The organism is Limnospira sp. (genome assembly GCF_051859755.1).
Taxonomy (GTDB): domain Bacteria; phylum Cyanobacteriota; class Cyanobacteriia; order Cyanobacteriales; family Microcoleaceae; genus Limnospira; species Limnospira fusiformis.
The window spans coordinates 1-19,707 of record NZ_JBIMLI010000013.1; the positions used below are offsets into that span (position 1 = coordinate 1).

A 19,707-nucleotide genomic window follows, 5' to 3' on the forward strand; every position below is an offset into this window, starting at 1 on the left:
TAAGGAGATAACATTAGGCGTTTAAGCATTAAGTTCAAAATCGTAAAAGTGCCTCACTGTAAGGGTTATAGATTCTACTGACCCACATTTTGTAGCACCCTTTTTTAGAACTTTCGCCGCAGGAGGGGCGATCAGGTTGCAATACTGGGTCACTTGGCTGCGATAATCAGCATTTTAGATGGTTTGAAGTGACATTAATACAGCGATATAAAATGATGGGGATTGACAATAATGGCTAGACTAGACTCTACCTATTATCTGGTTTTAATCGAAACATCTGGCAATCAGGGTTTCATATTTTCGACTAACAAACTCAAAGAAAATATTGGCGCGTCTGAGGTGACGTACCAAGCGGGTACTTTTTGGGCGATCGAAGCAGTCGCGATTGAAAATAAAACCGTCTTATTTAAAGATTGGCGAAATCCGTCAAAATTGCGACAAATGCTAATGGCTCCGCAACAAAATCCGCCCCTAGACAACAATTCAAATTGCCGAGCCGAAATCATTGTTGCTTCTTCAGGAAAAGCTTTAATTTTAGTCAAAACAGAAGAGTCGGCTCGAAACATCATTCAATTTGTGACGCGCAAAGCCCTAGTAGAAGCACCCGGTTTAGATCTTTGTGGAGTTTTTGTCGAGTTTGACTGGAACGCCACCCAATCTAATGGAAAACCAACAATTGCTGATGCGATTCGTAAAGTTCATCGAAAATTTGAAGAAGTGCGATCGCGTCTTCCCTCACCAACTACTCGTTTTTTGCGCGTTCCTATTATTGCAGAGTGTAAGGTGAGTGGTTTACCAGCCTGTACCCTCGAGTCTTTAACCGATAACGATAAAGACTTAACTCCCACATCTAAAGTGAGTTCTATTAAGCGCCAGTTTGCCAAACAAGCACGAGAGCGATTAATGGAAATTGATCCTTGTCTTTTGTCAAATATTCGGGTTTTAGAAGATAGCTTTGACTCCGATAAAATGCCCTGGCTTGCCGTCGTTCATGCAGATGGAAATGGACTCGGGCAAATTTTCATCAAATTTGAAAAATATATTGGCCAGGAGAAAACAAATCGAAACTACATCAAAAAATATCGAGAATTTTCTCTGGCTCTCGATTTTTGCACGGAAGCAGCTTTTAAAAAAGCCATTAAAGTCTTTAAGCAAGAATCTGAAAACTGTCCGATTGTTCCACTGATCGTTGGTGGTGACGATTTAACAGTTGTCTGTCACGGTGAGTATGCTCTTGAGTTTACACGAGTTTTCTTACAAGAATTTGAAAAGGAAACTAAAAACGAATCACACATTGCTGAAGTGGCTCAAGCAGCCTTCGGGGTGAATCGCCTTTCTGCCTGCGCTGGAATTTCCATTGTCAAGCGACATTTCCCCTTTTCAGTTGCTTATGATCTGGCGGAAAAGTTGATTAAATCTGCCAAAGATGTGAAACGCAAAGTTCTCACACCAGATTCAAACGACAAAAATCAAACACCATTTCCTTGTTCTGCAATTGATTTCCACATTCTTTATGACACCAGCGGTATCGAATTAGACAGCATTCGCAAGAAACTCGGACGAGATTCAGATACCACCCTGCTTTACAATCGCCCCTACATTGTCAGTGATATGGATAATCTCACTTCGGCTAAGGGCAAAGAGTGGGCGAAACAGCATGAGTGGGAACGGTTGAAACAGCGTGTTGATTTACTCAATCGTAAAGATTCGGAAAGCCGCGATCGCCCCCCGATTTCCAGCAGTCAAAGCCATGCCATCCGTACCGCTTTGTTTATTGGTAAAGATGAAGCAGACGCTCAATATGCGCTAATCCGACAGCGATATAACCTCGATCAATTTGCTGAGAGTGAGGACAATAAATCGCTTTTCTACGAAACCACTCGGGAAAAAGACAATCGCACAGAAACCATTTATATCACGTCGTTTCTCGATGCACTCGACGCTCAAGAATTTTTGAAGAATGAGCAAACCCATCCCTCAGAACAGTAAAATGGAGAATTTCTAATGAGTAACACGACCCTAACCGTACCTAACAACTTCACTTTAACCATCACGATGAAAAGTGATTGGCACGTTGGCTCCGGCTCCGGCCGAGGTGAAATTGATAGCATCGTGCAACGGGATGCCGATGGTTTACCCTACATTCCCGCGAAAAGTTTGACGGGAATTTTACGCGATGGCTGCGAACAAGTCGCCCAAGCGTTAGATGGAGGCTCGTCTGGAAAATGGAATAACTGGGTTAACTTTCTATTTGGCGATCAACCGGCTCTGGCGAAAGGTGCGATCGAAACCGAACCCCGTCCCGCCTCTCTCTCAATTCAATCGGCACATCTTGATACAAAATTACGAGATGCTTTGTCGGAAAAACCCAAACTGCAACAGGCGATCGCTTTTATTAAACCCGGCGTTTCTATTGATGCTGAAACTGGTTCAGCCAAGCCAGATTTTCTCCGCTTTGAAGAAGTGGTTCGCATGAATGCTGTATTGAGTGCAGATTGTCAATTTAATTTTTCCGAAATTACATCCATCACAGACGGAGAACTGCAAACAGTTCAACAAGTTTGTTATGCTCTGCTTATAGCCGGGGCGAAAATGGTCGATCGCTTGGGAGGAAAGCGTCGCCGAGGGGTCGGAACCTGTGAAATTAAAGTTGATGATAAAGAGCAAAATTGGCTGAAATGGCTGGAGACAAATCATGCCGGTATAAAGGAGCGTCCGGATTGTAAACCTGACAAATTGCCGAGTTATACACAAACACCCAACTTAGTGCCAAATGGGATTTGGTATAAAGTTCCGCTCAAAATCGAAACGCGATCGCCCCTGGTTTTGCCGTCTCGAACCGTTGGAAACGTGGTCGAATGTCTCGATTATATTCCCGGTCGCTATCTGTTACGCCACCTACATAAACAACTCGGGGATAAACTCAATGTCAGTCAGGCGATCGCTCAAAACCATCTCGTTATTACCAATGCCACCATTGAAATTAATGGCGTGGCGGGCCGTCCGACACCATTTTGCCTGTTTGGAGAAAAGCTCGATGGTGGCTTGGGTAAAGGCAAAAATGTCTACAACCGTTTTCAAGAATCCGAACCCGATGACACTCAATTAAAAGGAGAACGAGGCGGTTATATCGGTCAATTTAACAATTCCGAATTGCCGGAATATCAAAAAATTGATTTCGAGTTGTACACCCACAATACTATTATGGATGAAGTTCAACGTCCGACTCGCGAGGTGGGTGGTATTTACAGTTACGAAGCGATTCCCGCCGGACTCACATTTCGAGCCGAGTTGAGGATTCCCGCTAGTGTCGAAAAACATCTCGCTGAAAAAGATAATAACTGGTTCCAGAAATTAGCCGGAAACACTCGGATTGGACAATCCAAAAAAGACCAATACGGCGCGATCGCTATTGAAGTAGAGTCTCCAACACCCATTCAAGCAACTACAGGAAGTCAGCAGAATCTTCTTTATGTGTGGTTTGTTTCTGATGTTTTGATGCGTGGAAAGCGCCTCAATCCGACCGTCGATCCTGATGATTTCAAAAAAGCGTTGGAACGGGAGTTGAATGTCAAACTCAAAGAACGTGAAATTGACGATTTATTATCGATGATGCTGCGTCAGCGACGGACGGAATCCTGGCAGGTGCGCTGGGGTTTGCCTCGTCCGTCGATGGTGGGTTGGCAAGCTGGAAGTTGTATCGTTTATCATGTAACAGAAGGCTCGATCGCTCCCGAAAAAATCGCTGAACTGGAGGCGAAAGGAATAGGCGATCGCCGATCAGAAGGGTACGGACAAATTCTGTTTAACGACCCTCTATTATTGACTCAAAAACTATCAGGTTTTACGCGCAATAATCAATTATCCCAAAATACCAAACCCAAGTCAGTCATTTTGTCTAAATCCTCCAATTCTGGTAACAACGTGAAAGTCTCAAATTCAGTTTTTGACTATGCTCGATTGATTGAAACAGCGGCATGGCGAGAAGCGATTCAAAATCAGGCTGTTGCCGTTGCTGCCAATCCTCAAAAACGAAAAGAAGTTCTCGGAATTGGCATTTCTGGCGGAGAAAGTCAGCCCCCGATGAGTCAATTAGGAGGATTGCGATCCGTGATGGGGAAATTGACAGAGCAAAACAAGTCAAATTCCGTTACTGGGTGGATTGAGGCAATTAAAAAAGTTGAAAATCGGAAAGAAAAATGGACGGGTACGAGTCTTAATGATATCAAAGAACTTGTGACAGACTTCGATAAAATTTGGCAAATATTGGAGGTTGATAAATTATCGAAAGACTTAACTATCACTGACAATGGCAAAACCAAACTGAAAGCCGATTTATGGGCTGAAGCCGTTCGGACTTTGGTTGATGCCATGATTCGCGGCCACAAACGTGACCTAGAAAAAGAACAAAAAGAACAATCTGAGGAGGTGGCATAAACCATGGCACGAGAAATTAAAACACGCTGGAAAATTAGTGGCACATTAATAGCAAAAACCCCCATCCATGTGGGTGGTGTAGGGGGTGATGCGGATACTGATTTAGCCTTAGCGGTTAACGGTCGCGGCAACTATTACATTCCGGGGACGAGTTTGGCGGGAGCCTTTCGGGGATGGATGGATAGCTTACTCGGCGACGAGAATAAAGGACAAATCAAAGACATTTGGGGCGACCATGAAAGCGACCAACACGGCGCGAGTTTCATAATCATTGATGATGCCGAAATTACCGGGAACAAGACCATCGAAATCCGCGAAGGGGTGGGAATAAATCGCCAAACCGGAACGGCAGCCGATCGCTTTAAATACAGTCGTGCGATTTTGCCCAAAGGGGTCAAAGTTCCGCTCAATATTACATTCGATTCTCAGAATGGTGAACCTCCTGCCGAACTCTGGCAACTATTGCAAGCGATCGAACGGGGCGATATCCGCATCGGTGCAGCAAAAACCCGGGGACTCGGACGAGTTCAACTGCACAACCCGAAGATTGAAAAACAATCTCTCAACAATGCAGAGGGTCTGTTTGATGCCTTGATTAACGGGGGAAAAACTCAAAATTGGACAAATATTAAAGACAAGCATGAATATAAAGCCCCTGAAAATTTGAGTGTTGAAATTGCCTGGAAACCTCGCGATCCGGTGATGGTGAAAGCGGAGGGGGATGGGATTGCGATCGATATGCTGCCTCTGGTGAGTCAGGTGGATTCCGGCGTGCGATTCGTGATTCCCGGCAGTTCCATTAAGGGCGTGCTTCGCGCTCACGCCGAACGCATTGTCCGCACAGTTCGTCAAATTGACATTTCCGATGTGCAGTTTGACAAACAGTTACAAGTTTCACTGGTCGATGTTTTGTTCGGCTCGGCTGAAAAGAATTTGGGTAAATCAAACAACGGAAAGTCGAAATCTAACGGACAGATCGGGATGCTTTCGATTGACGATTGTTATGCCACAATTCCCATGTCTGAGGCTGCTTGGTCAGATATTGAAAATGCGACCGAGATGAGCAATAATTTAAAGAACAAATTACAAAAGGTAGTCGGAGGTAATGGCAATCCTTACGAAAAACTCCAACCGGCGATGCACGTTGCGGTCGATCGCTGGACGGGAGGCGCAGCGGACGGGATGCTTTACAGTGTTTTGGAACCCATTGGCGTGGAGTGGGAGGCGATCGGTTTGCAGGTGGATTTGGCGCGATTAAATAAGTATCACGAAGATTTGCTTCAACCGGCGATCGCACTGTTGCTTTTTGTGTTGCGAGACTTCGCCAACCGCAAGATTCCCATCGGTTACGGCACGAATCGCGGCATGGGAACTGTGGCGGTGACGGACATGAAATTCAACGCCAATGGTGACATCAATAATTTACCAGGTTTAAAAGGGGAAATTTCAGTGGCATTCAATTTGTCAAATCTGGATCAAAAATTGTTGGAAAAATTGACCCAATCATGGCAGAATTGGATTGATAAACAAACTCAGAAGGAGGTAGTATGACCAATCCAAAAGACACGATATTATATACTTACAGAAGTAACCAGGATGTGACACTGGCTGAAGCAATTCAATCTTGCAGTGAACTTCTCGAAGGTGCGATCGCGCTTTTGTACTCACCGAGTAGCTGTCAGATTGCCCAACTCAGCGAGACTCAGTTTAAAGCCTCGGATGGTAAGTTGATCGCTCCCAACTCTTTAGAAGATGTTTTTGAGGCGCGAGTGTTTAATCAAAACTGCGAGTTGCGATGGTTAAACTGCGACGATGGCCAGGTAAATGCTGTCTTGTTATCAGAATCCGAAGTTAAGATTGACGCATTCTCGTTGATCGAATCGAAATCGTGTGAACCACTCAAACAACAATACTTACTCTGGGGAGAAGCAACTCATACTGTCACAACTCAAGGCTGGCAACGGCTGGCAGAAGCCCGGATTGGTAAATTGGATATTCCTTTAGATGGGAAGCTGAAGGAAAAGCAGCGAGTTTACCTTTGTTCTCTGGAGTATTTCGCTGAGATTGACGATTTTGGAAATTTTGCAGTTGTTGACGAACGTTTAGTTAAATTGGAGGCAAAATGATGAGTCTTGGCAACGTCAAAGTCAAAGTTCAAATCAATCAAAAAGGAAATTCAAATAGAAGTTTTGAGTTTTCTTATACAAACTCAAAAGGACAATTTGTGCAGAAACCTTTCACCAGCATTCCTGAAGAACAAATTTCCATAGCACTCCTTCAAAAAGTCAAAACAACGATGCAGACATTGACTGTCAAAGTCTTGTTTGAAGAAGAGGGCGATCGCATCTTAAAAATGCGTGAGGAAGGTCAACCTTGGGATCGGGATACTCTCCCAGAAGCATCGTCTGAAGCCTCAGAAGCTCCCAAGAATGTGAATCCGAAGAACTTCCACAATCCCTACAATTTTGTTCCGGCACCACCTCGCAAAACTGACCATCCAGAATTAGGCGATCGCAAACCAGTCGGACACGGATGCTATCATTCCGATCGCTGGACGGGACGCATTTCAGTCAAACTCAAAACGATCACACCACTGTTAATTCCCGATGCCTCGGAAATGACGGAAAACAACGATCATAAAACCTATCCGGTGCGATTGGGTGCAGATGGTAAACCTTACTTGCCACCCACTTCGATTAAAGGAATGCTGCGATCGGATTATGAAGCAGTGACTAATTCTCGGTTATCAATTTTTGAGAAACATGATGCACGTTTAGCTTACCGAATGCCAGCGAATACCGGTTTGCAAATGGTTCCCGCCCGCATTGAAAATGGGCAAGTTTGTTTATATCCTGGAACATCCGCAATTTCAAGAGATGGAAAGCCACAAGGAGCGATGTATGCTGCTTGGTTGCCCCGTTATGAAAGAAACGGTGTAGGGACTGCCAAATTTGCTGTAAAATACCCCGATCACTCTTTGCCAGAACATGGACAAAAAGTCGAAGCCTGGATTGAGGAATTTGCTAAAAAAGGAAAACACCAAAATACCATATTCAAATATTGGAAGGTTAAAAAAATTGTTCCTTATGGACAGAATCTAGGAAACGAACCGCAGCCCTCAACAGGTCATGGCAATCATCAACCGACAGGCAAGCAAATGGTGAAAATAGAAGGTTATGTTTGCGTGACCAACAAAAACATAGATCGAAAACATGATGAGCGTGTTTTCTTTGTTAAAGGACAACCGATTTCCTTGCCCTTGACAAATGAGTTGAAGCAAAAGTGGCGTGAACTGATTTCCAACTACCAAGATATCCATAAAGACGAAATAAAAAAGGGCATGACCTCTCCCCCGGCTTTAAACAATTCTCGTTGGTCAAGACACATTACGGGTGGGGAAAAAGAATGTCAACTCTCGGATGGCACGCTCTGCTATGCCCATGTTGAAAAAGAAGATGGAGCGTACCAAATTGAGGATTTGTACCCCGTGATGATCACTCGTGGTTTATATGCAACATCTCCTGAAAGCTTGCTCGATCACACCTTAAAACCTGCGACTAAAAAGGAAGAACTTTCACCCGCCGATCGCGTGTTTGGCTGGGTCAATCAAAAAGGCAAAGGGTCCTATAAAGGACATCTTAGAGTTCATAGTGTCACTTGCATGAGTGACGAGCCGATCGCAACATTTAATCAGGGAGGTGTACCCCTGGCAATTCTAGGACAGCCCAAACCCGAACAAGGACGTTTCTACTGTGCAGACGATCGCCAAGGAATTCCATTAGAACAAGGAATTGATAAAGATTGTGCTTATGAAAGTAGTGATGAACAAAGTATACGAGGCCGCAAAGTTTATCCTCACCACCAAGGTTTACCAGCAGGATATTGGGACAATCCCCAGCAGGATCGCACCCAAAAACCGATGATGGGGCATTATCAAGAATATCGCCGTCCGAAAAAAGATGGCGCGGAACAGCGGGACGACCAAAATCGATCGATGAAAAGTTGGGTGAAGGTGGGGGCAGAGTTTACCTTTGATATTGATGTCACCAACTTATCCGATGTCGAACTCGGTGCGCTGTTGTATCTGTTGACCTTGCCAGATATCCATTATCATCGCTTGGGTGGGGGAAAATCCCTCGGTTTTGGTAGCGTCCGTTTGGATTTGGTAGAATCCGAAACTGACCTCCGTAAAGGGAAGAATTGGTCGGAGTTTTATCAAACTCTACTGCCTGATGATGCAGAAGTCGAAGCGATCGATGTCAAACACTGTGTTCGGGTTTATCAGGATGCAGTGAAAGCCACTTATGGAAACGGCAAGGCATTTGAGAAAGTACCCTTTATCGTCGCGTTCTGCCGGTGTGCGAAAGGGTTTGACGATAATGCCGCAGTTCGTTATCCGCGAGTTACCGAAGCACCGACGCCAGAGGGTGAAGCCTTCAACTGGTTTGTTGAAAACGAACGTAGCCGAGGAAATAACCCGGGCTTAAAGCTTTCACTTCCCGCTCTTGACAAACCCTCTTCTTTGCCGATAGCACCCAATTAATCGTCCACTTTTGTTGAGATGACTAGAAAATTTTCCACTCTCCGTCATCCCAATAAAAAACATTGTTTCAACATCATTTTTGACATGAAAATTCTATTTATTACCGTTGGCGGATCGCCACAACCAATTCTGACTTCTGTAGGTAGTCTCAAACCCGATCGCGTCGTCTTTATCTGTTCCGACGGTCCGAAAGGAAGCCAGTCGCAAATTATTGGAGAAGGGAAACCCTGCGAAGTCCGCCAAGGTAGCGAGGTGGTCGAGAGCCTTCCGAACATTCCCACGCAACTGGGATTGGGTGACAAGTTCGATCCCGACCGAGACGTTATTCTCGTTAGCAATCCCGACGACTTGTCCGAGTGTTACGGTAAAATTGCCCTGAAAGTGCGGGAGGCGCGAAACAACAATGCCAACGTGGAACTGCTCGCCGATTACACTGGGGGAACAAAAACCATGTCTGTGGCATTAGCACAGGTAGCCCTCGACGATAAACTTGAAACCTATGTCACCAGTAGTACACGGCGAAATTTGGTAAAAGTTGAACGGGGGGAACGAGTTCGGCGTGCCACGACATCTGCGGTAACGGTGGAACGGACGATTTCACAAGTGCTTCCGGCATTTTTGCGACAGTACAACTATCCCGCTGCTATTGCAGAGTTGGAAACGTTGCTGCAAGAACGGGAATTGTCAGGAGATAATGTTAATCGCGTTCAACTGTGGCTCGACTGCTGTATGGGTTTTGATTTATGGGATCGCTTCGATCACGCAGAAGCCTGGTTATACCTTCAAAACTATCTGAAATATCCCCAGTTGCGAGAGCCAATCCTTTTCCTCAAGCGGGTGATGGGCAGTCGCGAAGCTTTTGCCCCGGCGACAGAAGATAACTTCACTGCACCGGAGTCGATCAAAGGTCATGGTTATGAGATTGTAGAAGATGTATTGCTGAATGCAGAACGGCGGGCAATACTGGCGAGGTACGATGATGCCGTTGCCAGACTGTATCGCGCCTTGGAACTTCTCGAACAGGTGCGACTTTGGGAGGCTTATGGAATCAAAACAGGTGATGTAGATCTCGAAAAGCTGCCGGAAACAGTGCGTCCCCAGTACGAAACATCGCGATCGCCCGCCGGAAAAATTCAGCTTCCTCTGTTCCGAGCTTACACTTTGCTACAGGCTTTTCCAGACGATCCAATTGGAAAATTATTTGAATCGTCAGTTAATCGAATTCAAAACGCACTGCAAGTTCGGAATTACTCGATTTTAGCCCACGGATTGCGTCCGGTGACGAAATCAGATTACCGACAATTGGAAGCAGCGATCGCACCATTTATTCGAGAGGCGATCGCGTCAGTGGTGTCAGAAAAATCATCGTCTCTCGTTCAATTTCCCCAACATTGGGAGATATAATTTTTCCTGCTCTCCTATCAGAGCGATCGCTTTAATCCCTATGTACTAATCGGAGATTATCATGAGAAATACACTCATTTGCACCGTGGGAACTAGCCTGCTGAATAACCTAAAACGCTCTGATGATGCGGCTATTCAAGGGGCTTTTAATGCCCAAAACTGGAAACAGTTATCCCTTCTGCTGCTGGAACGTAGGAATACCGATCGCCTTTGTGGGGCGGAAATTAACTCGATCGCCAGTATTTGTGATAAGGGCTTTTTGGCAGACCGCAACCGTCTGATATTTTTGGTATCAGATACTGATGATGGCAGAGCCATGGGAAATCTGCTGAAACTCTATTTTGATTATACCAGAAATCCCCTCAATTTTCAACAGGTTGAATATCGAGTTTTGAGCGGACTGCGTGATGATAGCGTCCAGGATTTTCGACAAAAAGGCTTGAAAAATTTGGTTAAGCAAATTAGCACCGAGGTTCGCACGTTTTCCCCGGAAGCGATCGCCATTAATGCTACCGGTGGATATAAAGCCCAAATTTCCTTCGCGGGAATGATTGGACAAGCCCTAGGAATTCCGGTCTATTACCTATTCGAGAAATTTTCCGAAGTCATCGAACTTCCCCCCCAACCAGTCGCCCTAGATTTAGCTTTTTGGCTGAACAACTATTTACTGTTTGAATATCTGGAAACTGAACAAACGGCTGAAGTCTCCCTAGTAGAATCTGACATCGACGACCCCTATTTATCATCTTTGATAGACCGGGAAGATGATTTGATTAGTTTGTCGGCTATGGGGGTGCTATTTAATGAGCGATCGCGCCTACAATTCGCGAAACAGGAAACGGCAATTTTAGCGCTAATTCCCCAAGATGACACTAAACCGGAGGCGAAAAATATCAGTTTTCGAGATGACCATGGCAAAGATGTATTGATGGCTTTTTCTCAAAAAGTTTGCCGTTCACCCTATGTCAAAAAGATTGTCAATTCTCTGCCTTTTAACTCTCAGCAAAAAACACCGATTCGCCGCACCTACCCCAATGGGATTGTGGAGTTTGTGCTAACTTGGACAGATAAGGGTTATGGTATTTGCATCCAGACCACGGGACGAAATCTCGCGGAAACCAATACCATTGCTATTCATCTCCAACAGGAATTTAGCCAGTAAATTCACGTTGTAAATCCCATCGATTTAAGCGGGGGTGACTCAGCGGCAACCCCAGGGATTTTGATTTGATGATTTCTGGGAGAGAGGGGGGGTGGCGTTGGCGGTTGCACTTGGGGTATACAATTCTGGAGCATCGGACATCAGCATTTCCCAACCATTGCGCGGCGACAGAGATAACATGGGGCGATCGCTCACCATTCCTCCGGCTAGAGAAATCTCGAAAATTAAGACTGTATAGGTGATGACAGTAAATCATCCCAAAGGTGCGATAATTACAGCAGGGAAATAGCCGGAAAGATTACCCTCACCCTAAATCGGAATCCCAGGGGGGAGGGGGACTGGGAAACCATATTGCATGATTACCAAAAGAACTGTCATAATTGAGCAATCCAAAGGTTCCACAACTTGCCGCCTAGGGGAAATTGATTTAGTGGTGATACTTCCCGGCGTTCAGTTAACCGATAGGGCGATCGCCCAACTTCTTGATCGTGGCATCGAAACCATTTTCCTACGCCAAGACGGACGGTTTCGCGGCCGTCTCCAGGGACACTTTCACACCAACCCGACGGTAAGACTCGCCCAATATCGCGCCCTGGACACCACCTTCGGCATGGCTCTGGCCCAAAAGCTAATTTTGGGGAAAGTCCGTAACCAGCGATACCTTCTCCAGCGACGCAACCGAGAAACTCACGGTAAAATCACCCAATTAACTGAAGCGATCGACACGATCGCCTCCTACCTTCCCCGCTTGAAACAGACAGAAACTCCCCTCGCGCGCGATGAATTGATGGGAGTTGAGGGGCTCTGTGCCCGCATTTATTTCCAAGCCCTAACCCACTGGTTTCCCCCGGAGTGGAAGTTCACCGGACGCAACCGCCGCCCACCTAAAGATCCCGTTAATGCCCTATTGAGTTGGGGTTATGGGGTTTTGTTGGCGCGGGTATTTGCGGCGACTGTTCAGGCGGGGTTCGACCCTTATTTGGGGTTTTTTCATGCGATCGCCCCATTTCGGCCCAATTTGGTACTAGATCTGATGGAGGAATTTCGCCCGGTGGTGGTCGATCGAGTGGCGATCGCTATAGTTAACAGTCGGTTGATTGATCCTAACGATTTTGAACCCGCACCGGGGGAGGAGGAGGGGATCTGGTTGGGACAAACGGCGAAAAAGCTGTACTTGGGACACTTGGAACGCCAACTCCAGGATTCTATTTTATATCCCCCCCAACATCGGAAGCTGAAACTAAGTCAGATCCTTTTAGAGCAGGCGCGATCGCTGGGTCGTTGTCTGGTAGAAACTCGCCTGGACTATGAGGCTTTTATTTTTCGGTGAACTAATCGGTGCATCAGATCCTACTCTCAAGTCTTTAGAAGGATATCATTATGGCGAATTTTTGGTTGGTTTGCTACGACGTGAGGGACGACAAGCGTCGCCAACTTTTGGCGAAGTTGTTGGAACAGCGGTGTCAGCGGGTTCAGTATTCGGTGTTTGAGTGTCCCCTGGAGGAAAAAATTCTGGAGGACTTATTGAATAAGCGGTGGCTAAAGGTTTTGAATTTAGAAAAGGATAGTCTGCGGGCTTATCCCCTCAATCCCTCCACCAAAGCTCAGGTTAAGGTCTACGGGGGACCGCTTCCCTACGAACCACCAGACTTTCTCATTTTGTAAGGGTTGCGATCGTCTCATTTTTCATCACTTTGGGGCTGAAATGCCTTTGAGCCAATGATTTTCAGCAATGTAAAGTTATATTGCATTTTTTAATAATATGGCGCGACGAGGATACAACAGAAACCTGATATAAACTTGAGCTAAAAAAAGAGAAATTTGTTTTTTGGGGGGTTGACAGTCTCGCACAACTCCTGATAATATAAAAACATCGCAAAACAAACGAATTTACTCGCGCCAAACAGGCCTGTAAAGTTTTGTTAAGCACCTTCTACGTGCTCTCGCGCAAACGCACCTTGAAAACCGCATACTGTAAGGTTTCCAAAGGTATAGGGTCCAACCCTACCAATTCCCCGTCAGGGGACGGAAACTGGCTAATCGGGCTAAACTTTCTTCTGGAGGAATATCTAGCCAAATGTCCAACCCTACCAATTCCCCGTCAGGGGACGGAAACTTTCTAATCATGTTGACTAAAAAAGAAATTTCTCAAAACCCCTTGTCCAACCCTACCAATTCCCCGTCAGGGGACGGAAACCAGATTGGGTAGTTGTTCTCGCTGAATTTTTCCCCACTACGGTCCAACCCTACCAATTCCCCGTCAGGGGACGGAAACACCCAGTAACACTCCCCTACCGTTATCTCGTATGTCAGTAGTCCAACCCTACCAATTCCCCGTCAGGGGACGGAAACTCCACCTCGAGGGTTTCTTTTCACCCCTTTTTTTGTCTCGTCCAACCCTACCAATTCCCCGTCAGGGGACGGAAACTCATTTAATTTTCTTTGCGCGGGGGTGATTTTTTTGCTTTTTGTCCGTCCAACCCTACCAATTCCCCGTCAGGGGACGGAAACAAAGAAAACGAGCACCTCGGTTTCTCCCTGCTGAGTAATCTGAGTAGGTCCAACCCTACCAATTCCCCGTCAGGGGACGGAAACTATTTGTATTGGCTAAGTCCTATGGCTTCTTTAATGGCTTCGTCCAACCCTACCAATTCCCCGTCAGGGGACGGAAACATGGCTGGTTCGCTGCCCAGCTTCGCCACTTCCTTCACAAACTCGTCCAACCCTACCAATTCCCCGTCAGGGGACGGAAACACTCCTTTTGAATCTGCAACGTAATTTCTATTGTATGATCCGTTAAGTCCAACCCTACCAATTCCCCGTCAGGGGACGGAAACTATCGCTGTCATCACACCCGCAAACGCGGGTGTGATAATGAGTCCAACCCTACCAATTCCCCGTCAGGGGACGGAAACCATCGTTTTTCTCCGATGAGAATAGGGTGGAAGTTTCTTTGTCCAACCCTACCAATTCCCCGTCAGGGGACGGAAACTCCCTGAAGGACTCTCTCTAATCAACTTAGTTCACGGAGTCAACCCATGTCCAACCCTACCAATTCCCCGTCAGGGGACGGAAACTGTAGCGTCAACCCCCAACCAATAAAATTTGTTTGTAGTGTGGGTCCAACCCTACCAATTCCCCGTCAGGGGACGGAAACTAGATGATTTTGATAATTGCTGTATCGTCCCTTTAGCCAAAGTCCAACCCTACCAATTCCCCGTCAGGGGACGGAAACCCCCGTTGGGCAAGCCCTTTCATTAAAGCTGGAATAGGGTCCAACCCTACCAATTCCCCGTCAGGGGACGGAAACACTACTTTCACAAAAGTCGCCCAACGGTTTCCGATTTTCAAATCAAGTCCAACCCTACCAATTCCCCGTCAGGGGACGGAAACCACTAGAACGAAGTATTTTCGCCCTTTACCGGGGAATGGGACCGTCCAACCCTACCAATTCCCCGTCAGGGGACGGAAACCTAATTCCACATCAATCTCTAATCCATACTTTCTCCAGTCAAGGTCCAACCCTACCAATTCCCCGTCAGGGGACGGAAACATAGCAGGATGCTATCCATCGGGCTTGTTCCCCTAAATGGTCGGGTCCAACCCTACCAATTCCCCGTCAGGGGACGGAAACCAGAGTAGATTACCATTTGGTAATCTATTTGTCTTCTTGTCCAGTGGTCCAACCCTACCAATTCCCCGTCAGGGGACGGAAACTTACCCAGTCACGGTAATACTCGTAGGACTCATATAAACTAAAGAGTCCAACCCTACCAATTCCCCGTCAGGGGACGGAAACGAACTACAATTCCTTAAAGCAGGTGCAGCCGAAGGGGTAACACCTAAGGTCCAACCCTACCAATTCCCCGTCAGGGGACGGAAACCAAGCTTCCCGAATCATGCCCGTCAGCACAGGATGGTCGAGTCCAACCCTACCAATTCCCCGTCAGGGGACGGAAACTGATGGACGTGGTTTCTGCCTCCAGTTTAATATAGTCATCAGGTCCAACCCTACCAATTCCCCGTCAGGGGACGGAAACCTTACAATTCTTGAGTCTGACTCACAAATTGTATACGAAGAAAGTCCAACCCTACCAATTCCCCGTCAGGGGACGGAAACGCCCCCTGGATATGGGTGAGACTTACTTCAGCGTCATCTAAGTCCAACCCTACCAATTCCCCGTCAGGGGACGGAAACCACCCTGGTTTCCGCGATCGCTATTAGCGATAACGGGAAAAGTCGTCCAACCCTACCAATTCCCCGTCAGGGGACGGAAACTAATCCATTAGTCCAAGCGATCGCTTTATTGACCCAAGATTGGTCCAACCCTACCAATTCCCCGTCAGGGGACGGAAACATACTTTATAAAAGTATGGAATCATTTTATTTCTCCTTTTAAGTCCAACCCTACCAATTCCCCGTCAGGGGACGGAAACTCCTCTGCTTCGCAGAGGCGCAGCGACCTCTTGCAAGCAAGAGGTCCAACCCTACCAATTCCCCGTCAGGGGACGGAAACAGTCGAACCCGGTGGGCACCGCCACATGGGCGTAGTGCCGCTTCAGTCCAACCCTACCAATTCCCCGTCAGGGGACGGAAACTATCCTTGATGGGTTCAGCCGCAAAATCTTACGAATTGTCCAACCCTACCAATTCCCCGTCAGGGGACGGAAACGATAATGGCCGTGATCGCTGCAGCGATTGCTGCAACGATTGTCCAACCCTACCAATTCCCCGTCAGGGGACGGAAACTATGCCTGTTCTACCGCTTGGATAATGTCGGCTCCTACCCAAGGTCCAACCCTACCAATTCCCCGTCAGGGGACGGAAACTGTCTATTTTGGCAGGCATCCAAGGATACCCACTACAAATGTGGGGTCCAACCCTACCAATTCCCCGTCAGGGGACGGAAACTTGGCAATAGAAGGGGCTGAAGGAGCCACCTGAGTTTTTGGTCCAACCCTACCAATTCCCCGTCAGGGGACGGAAACTAACTGTAGTGCTTTTCTGCAATCTGAGAGCGCTCGGTGTCCGCCATGTCCAACCCTACCAATTCCCCGTCAGGGGACGGAAACGGCGCGATCGCCCTCCATTTTGGCGTCAGTGTCCAACCCTACCAATTCCCCACCAGGGGACGGAAACGGCGCGATCGCCCTCCATTTTGGCGTCAGTGTCCAACCCGACCAATTCCCCACCAGGGGATGGAAACCGGCGATAAAACCGAGTGGTCAAAAAAGCGCCAATGGTGAAGTCTTGTTAATCAAAGTGTGGGGGGGGTTGGGAAACCGTGTGAGGAGAAGATATTTCCCATCAATTAACCTTCCACTTCCTGATTAGTTGGTTGGGGGGAATTTCCTAACCTCACCTGCTTACCAATGAGACTTAAAAAAGTCGAACCAAAATGCTGAATTTCCAGAAAGTTAGCATAAGCAGGCGCCGGTTTATAAATCCTAAAACTCTTCATAATTCCCAGCGTCGCCGCGCTTTCCAGGGGACCCACAAAACTACTATCGCGGTCTAAAAAATAAGGCTGTTTTACCCAATGTTCCATCTGGTTATTATTCAGGAAATAACAGCCAGCGTGGGGGTTTAAGCTGCGATTAAATTGAATGGGTTGTTCCATCACTTTACCCACCAATTGGGGGCGATCGCGTATATTTTGAAACTTCGCGGTTACATGGGGTAATAAATCCCCATCCACATAGGCTTTATTAATCGGTCCGTAGGGGGATACCTCATAACGATTAGGTTGCAAAAGGCAATCATCCCCCCCATAAGCATTAAACCAAGCCAACTTGACAAAAAACCAGGGGTCATGGAGAATTAAATCATCCTCCATATAACAATAATAATCATACTTTCCCAGAGCATCTCGCAGCAAGGCTTGACACTCAAACCCCAATTTCATCGGTTCGGCTTCCGTGGGACAATGGCGGTAAAACCGAGGGGGAAGTTGCAGTTGATTAAGCAGGTGACAGTCCTGGGTGGTACAAAGGAGAATATCAAGTATATTATCCTGGGCGTTATTAACCCCAAAAGCCTCACATTTCCCAATATCAATAATACATTGGCGTTGGTCATAGAGGGCGCGCAATGCCGTTAAACTCATGGTTAGTCCAATTAACCTTGGTCGCGGATCCTTACTCAGAGACCCGTGGGTAGCGTCTCCCTGGGAGTTAAAAAAGTGGGGAATAGTAACTAAAATTCGCATGGCGCGGGTTGACAATAAGTTAAACTGCTAGAATCTAGGGAGTCTCTCAAACGGCTTGAGTCTGTGTCAAAGGCGGTGTCCTGGCTTGACGGAGGGTAGCCGCTTGGGTTAGTAATGACTCCGCAAAGGCGATCGCCTCTTGAACCGATCGCCCACTAGCCAACTGAGCCAATTCTTCCCGCCGCCCCGGAGTATCCAGGACCGTTACCCGCACCACCGTCCGCTGTTTAACCGCCTCCTCGGTATCCTGGGGAGAGTTACCAATAACCACCTTCGCCACCCGAAAATGATGATCCGCCATAGCCGCCACCAGAGGTTGATGAGTCACACACAGAACCTGATGACAATGACTAAGCTGGTATAATTTTTGAGCGATCGCCGTAGCCACCCGTCCCGACACCCCCACATCAATTTCATCAAAAACCAAAGTTCCCGACCCCTCAATTTGGGAAAAGCAGGCTTTCAGGGCTAACAGAAACCGACTCATTTCCCCCCCAGAAGCGGTCTCACTCAAAGGTTTAATCGGTTCACCGGGATTAGGACTCAAACAGAATTGTATCTGGTCAGCGCCCATTGGTGACGGGGAAGTGGGGGTAATTTGCACCTGAAACCGGACACTATCCATAGCCAAAGGCTGCAACTCGGCGATCAGATGAGTTTCCAGACCACGGGCGATTTTTTCACGTTCCCCCCTGAGAAGGTCGCAGACTTGTTTAAGTTTCCCCTGCGCCTCAAAATAAGCCTTCTCCAGAGTTTCCAGGGAATTTTCCCCATCCTCCAGTTGCGCCAACTCCTGCTCAATGGCATTATAATAATCCATCACCTCACGGAGAGTCTGACCATATTTCCGACAAATCTGTTTGAGGTCAGCAATGCGGTCTTCCACCTCCTGGAGTCTTTCCGGGTCCGACTCCAACTGTTCACCATAGCGCCCTATTTGCTGTCCGGCTTCCGTCACTTGTGCTAAAGCATCTTCCACCATAGCCAAAATAGGTTGAAGTTGGGAGTCATATTCCACCAAGTCCCGCAAAACCATTTCCGCCTGACTCAACAGATCCGCCGCGGCCAATTCTCCCTTATCATTCTGATAGAGGGCTTGACAAATGCCATAACTTTGGTGCTGCAACTCCACCACATGACTGAGGCGCTGTTGTTCCTGTTGTAGAGCCTCCAACTCCCCCGCATCCGTCAGATTAGCATTTTGCAGTTCCCTAATTTGATATTGCAATAAATCTATACGCTGTAGCCGTTGCTGGGAGTCTTGGCGGCGTTTTTGTAGGGCGTTTTGCACCTCCCTAGCGCGCATATAAGCCTCCCCAACCCTTTCCCGCAACCGGAGAGTATTACTTCCCCCATACAAGTCTAACCATTCCCGTTGTAGCGCCGGTTTCCCCAACTGTACCGTCTGACCTTGGGCGGTAATTTCCACAAAGCGATCGCGCAGACGGTCTATAATTCCACGACCGACCAGAATGCCATTTAATCGGGATCTACTGCGAAACTTATCCTGATTTACCACCAATTCCCGACAACAGACTACCAGGGAACCATCTACCAGGTCAATTTCCTGTTGTCGAAACCAGTCAATCAAACCAGGGTCTACCTCAAAGCAAGCCTCCAAAATAGAGCGATCGCAACCTGTACGAATACTACGGCGATCGACCTTTCCCCCCAATACCGCATCAACTGCATCCAAAATAATCGACTTACCCGCCCCAGTTTCCCCCGTAAACACATTCAACCCCGGTCCGAATTCCAGGTCCAGGTGGTCAATTAAGGCAAAATTTTCGATCCGCAGTGATATCAACATATACAGCCTGTTCAGAAATCATCTGATCACATCTCAAAGTCCCTTCTCAAAGTCCCTCTCCAGCCTGTTCAGAAATCATCTGATCACGTCTCAAAGTCCCTCTCCAGCCTGTTCAGAAATCATCTGATCACGTCTCAAAGTC

Annotated in this window: 12 protein-coding genes and 1 CRISPR repeat array; of the genes, 9 read left to right on the forward strand and 3 right to left on the reverse strand. The window is 47.1% G+C overall.

Annotated features, from left to right (window positions below; genetic code table 11):
* Positions 1–231 precede the first annotated feature (231 nt).
* The 7 genes from ACTIE0_RS03970 (at position 232) to ACTIE0_RS04000 (ending at position 11,546) form a co-directional block, all read left to right on the forward strand.
* Positions 232–1,989 (forward strand): Cas10/Cmr2 second palm domain-containing protein, encoded by a 1,758-nt coding sequence (locus ACTIE0_RS03970; RefSeq protein ID WP_006670440.1) that lies wholly within the window; start codon positions 232–234, stop codon positions 1,987–1,989.
* A 15-nt stretch (positions 1,990–2,004) separates the two neighbouring features.
* Complete coding sequence (locus tag ACTIE0_RS03975) at positions 2,005–4,437, forward strand: RAMP superfamily CRISPR-associated protein (protein WP_006670441.1); 2,433 nt, start codon at positions 2,005–2,007, stop codon at positions 4,435–4,437.
* A gap of 3 nt (positions 4,438–4,440) precedes the next feature.
* Positions 4,441–5,988 carry an RAMP superfamily CRISPR-associated protein gene (locus ACTIE0_RS03980; protein ID WP_439516838.1) on the forward strand — a complete coding sequence of 516 codons (1,548 nt, stop codon included), beginning with the start codon at positions 4,441–4,443 and terminating at the stop codon, positions 5,986–5,988.
* A complete protein-coding gene (gene csx19, locus ACTIE0_RS03985; RefSeq protein WP_439516839.1) occupies positions 5,985–6,563 on the forward strand; it encodes a type III-D CRISPR-associated protein Csx19 in 579 nt (192 codons plus the stop codon). The genes ACTIE0_RS03980 and csx19 overlap by 4 nt, the downstream gene beginning before the upstream one ends.
* The gene (locus ACTIE0_RS03990; RefSeq protein WP_050786927.1) at positions 6,560–8,980 is read left to right on the forward strand and encodes a TIGR03986 family type III CRISPR-associated RAMP protein; all 2,421 of its coding nucleotides are present in this window, start codon (positions 6,560–6,562) and stop codon (positions 8,978–8,980) included. Before csx19 ends, ACTIE0_RS03990 begins: the two co-directional genes overlap by 4 nt.
* Before the next feature lie 84 nt (positions 8,981–9,064).
* A complete protein-coding gene (locus ACTIE0_RS03995; protein WP_439516840.1) occupies positions 9,065–10,384 on the forward strand; it encodes a TIGR02710 family CRISPR-associated CARF protein in 1,320 nt (439 codons plus the stop codon).
* A 61-nt stretch (positions 10,385–10,445) separates the two neighbouring features.
* Positions 10,446–11,546: a putative CRISPR-associated protein gene (locus ACTIE0_RS04000; protein ID WP_006670767.1), complete on the forward strand. Its 1,101-nt coding sequence runs from the start codon at positions 10,446–10,448 to the stop codon at positions 11,544–11,546.
* Between the two features lie 39 nt (positions 11,547–11,585).
* Here ACTIE0_RS04000 and ACTIE0_RS04005 read toward each other — a convergent pair whose 3' ends face one another.
* Positions 11,586–11,744 (reverse strand): hypothetical protein, encoded by a 159-nt coding sequence (locus ACTIE0_RS04005; protein ID WP_439516841.1) that lies wholly within the window; start codon positions 11,742–11,744, stop codon positions 11,586–11,588.
* A gap of 157 nt (positions 11,745–11,901) precedes the next feature.
* Between ACTIE0_RS04005 and cas1 the strand changes: the two genes are divergently transcribed.
* Positions 11,902–12,876: a CRISPR-associated endonuclease Cas1 gene (gene cas1 / locus ACTIE0_RS04010; RefSeq protein ID WP_006670768.1), complete on the forward strand. Its 975-nt coding sequence runs from the start codon at positions 11,902–11,904 to the stop codon at positions 12,874–12,876.
* A 50-nt stretch (positions 12,877–12,926) separates the two neighbouring features.
* Complete coding sequence (gene cas2, locus ACTIE0_RS04015; RefSeq protein ID WP_006624641.1) at positions 12,927–13,211, forward strand: CRISPR-associated endonuclease Cas2; 285 nt, start codon at positions 12,927–12,929, stop codon at positions 13,209–13,211.
* Positions 13,212–13,542: 331 nt separating this feature from the next.
* A CRISPR array of direct repeats spans positions 13,543–16,753; the repeat unit is 37 nt; unit sequence GTCCAACCCTACCAATTCCCCGTCAGGGGACGGAAAC.
* A gap of 105 nt (positions 16,754–16,858) precedes the next feature.
* On the opposite strand, the gene ACTIE0_RS04020 is transcribed toward cas2, so the two are convergent.
* Both ACTIE0_RS04020 and recN read right to left on the reverse strand, forming a co-directional pair.
* A complete protein-coding gene (locus tag ACTIE0_RS04020) occupies positions 16,859–17,755 on the reverse strand; it encodes a hypothetical protein (protein ID WP_006670771.1) in 897 nt (298 codons plus the stop codon).
* 46 nt (positions 17,756–17,801) lie between these two features.
* A complete protein-coding gene (gene recN / locus ACTIE0_RS04025; protein ID WP_006624648.1) occupies positions 17,802–19,565 on the reverse strand; it encodes a DNA repair protein RecN in 1,764 nt (587 codons plus the stop codon).
* Positions 19,566–19,707: the final 142 nt, after the last annotated feature.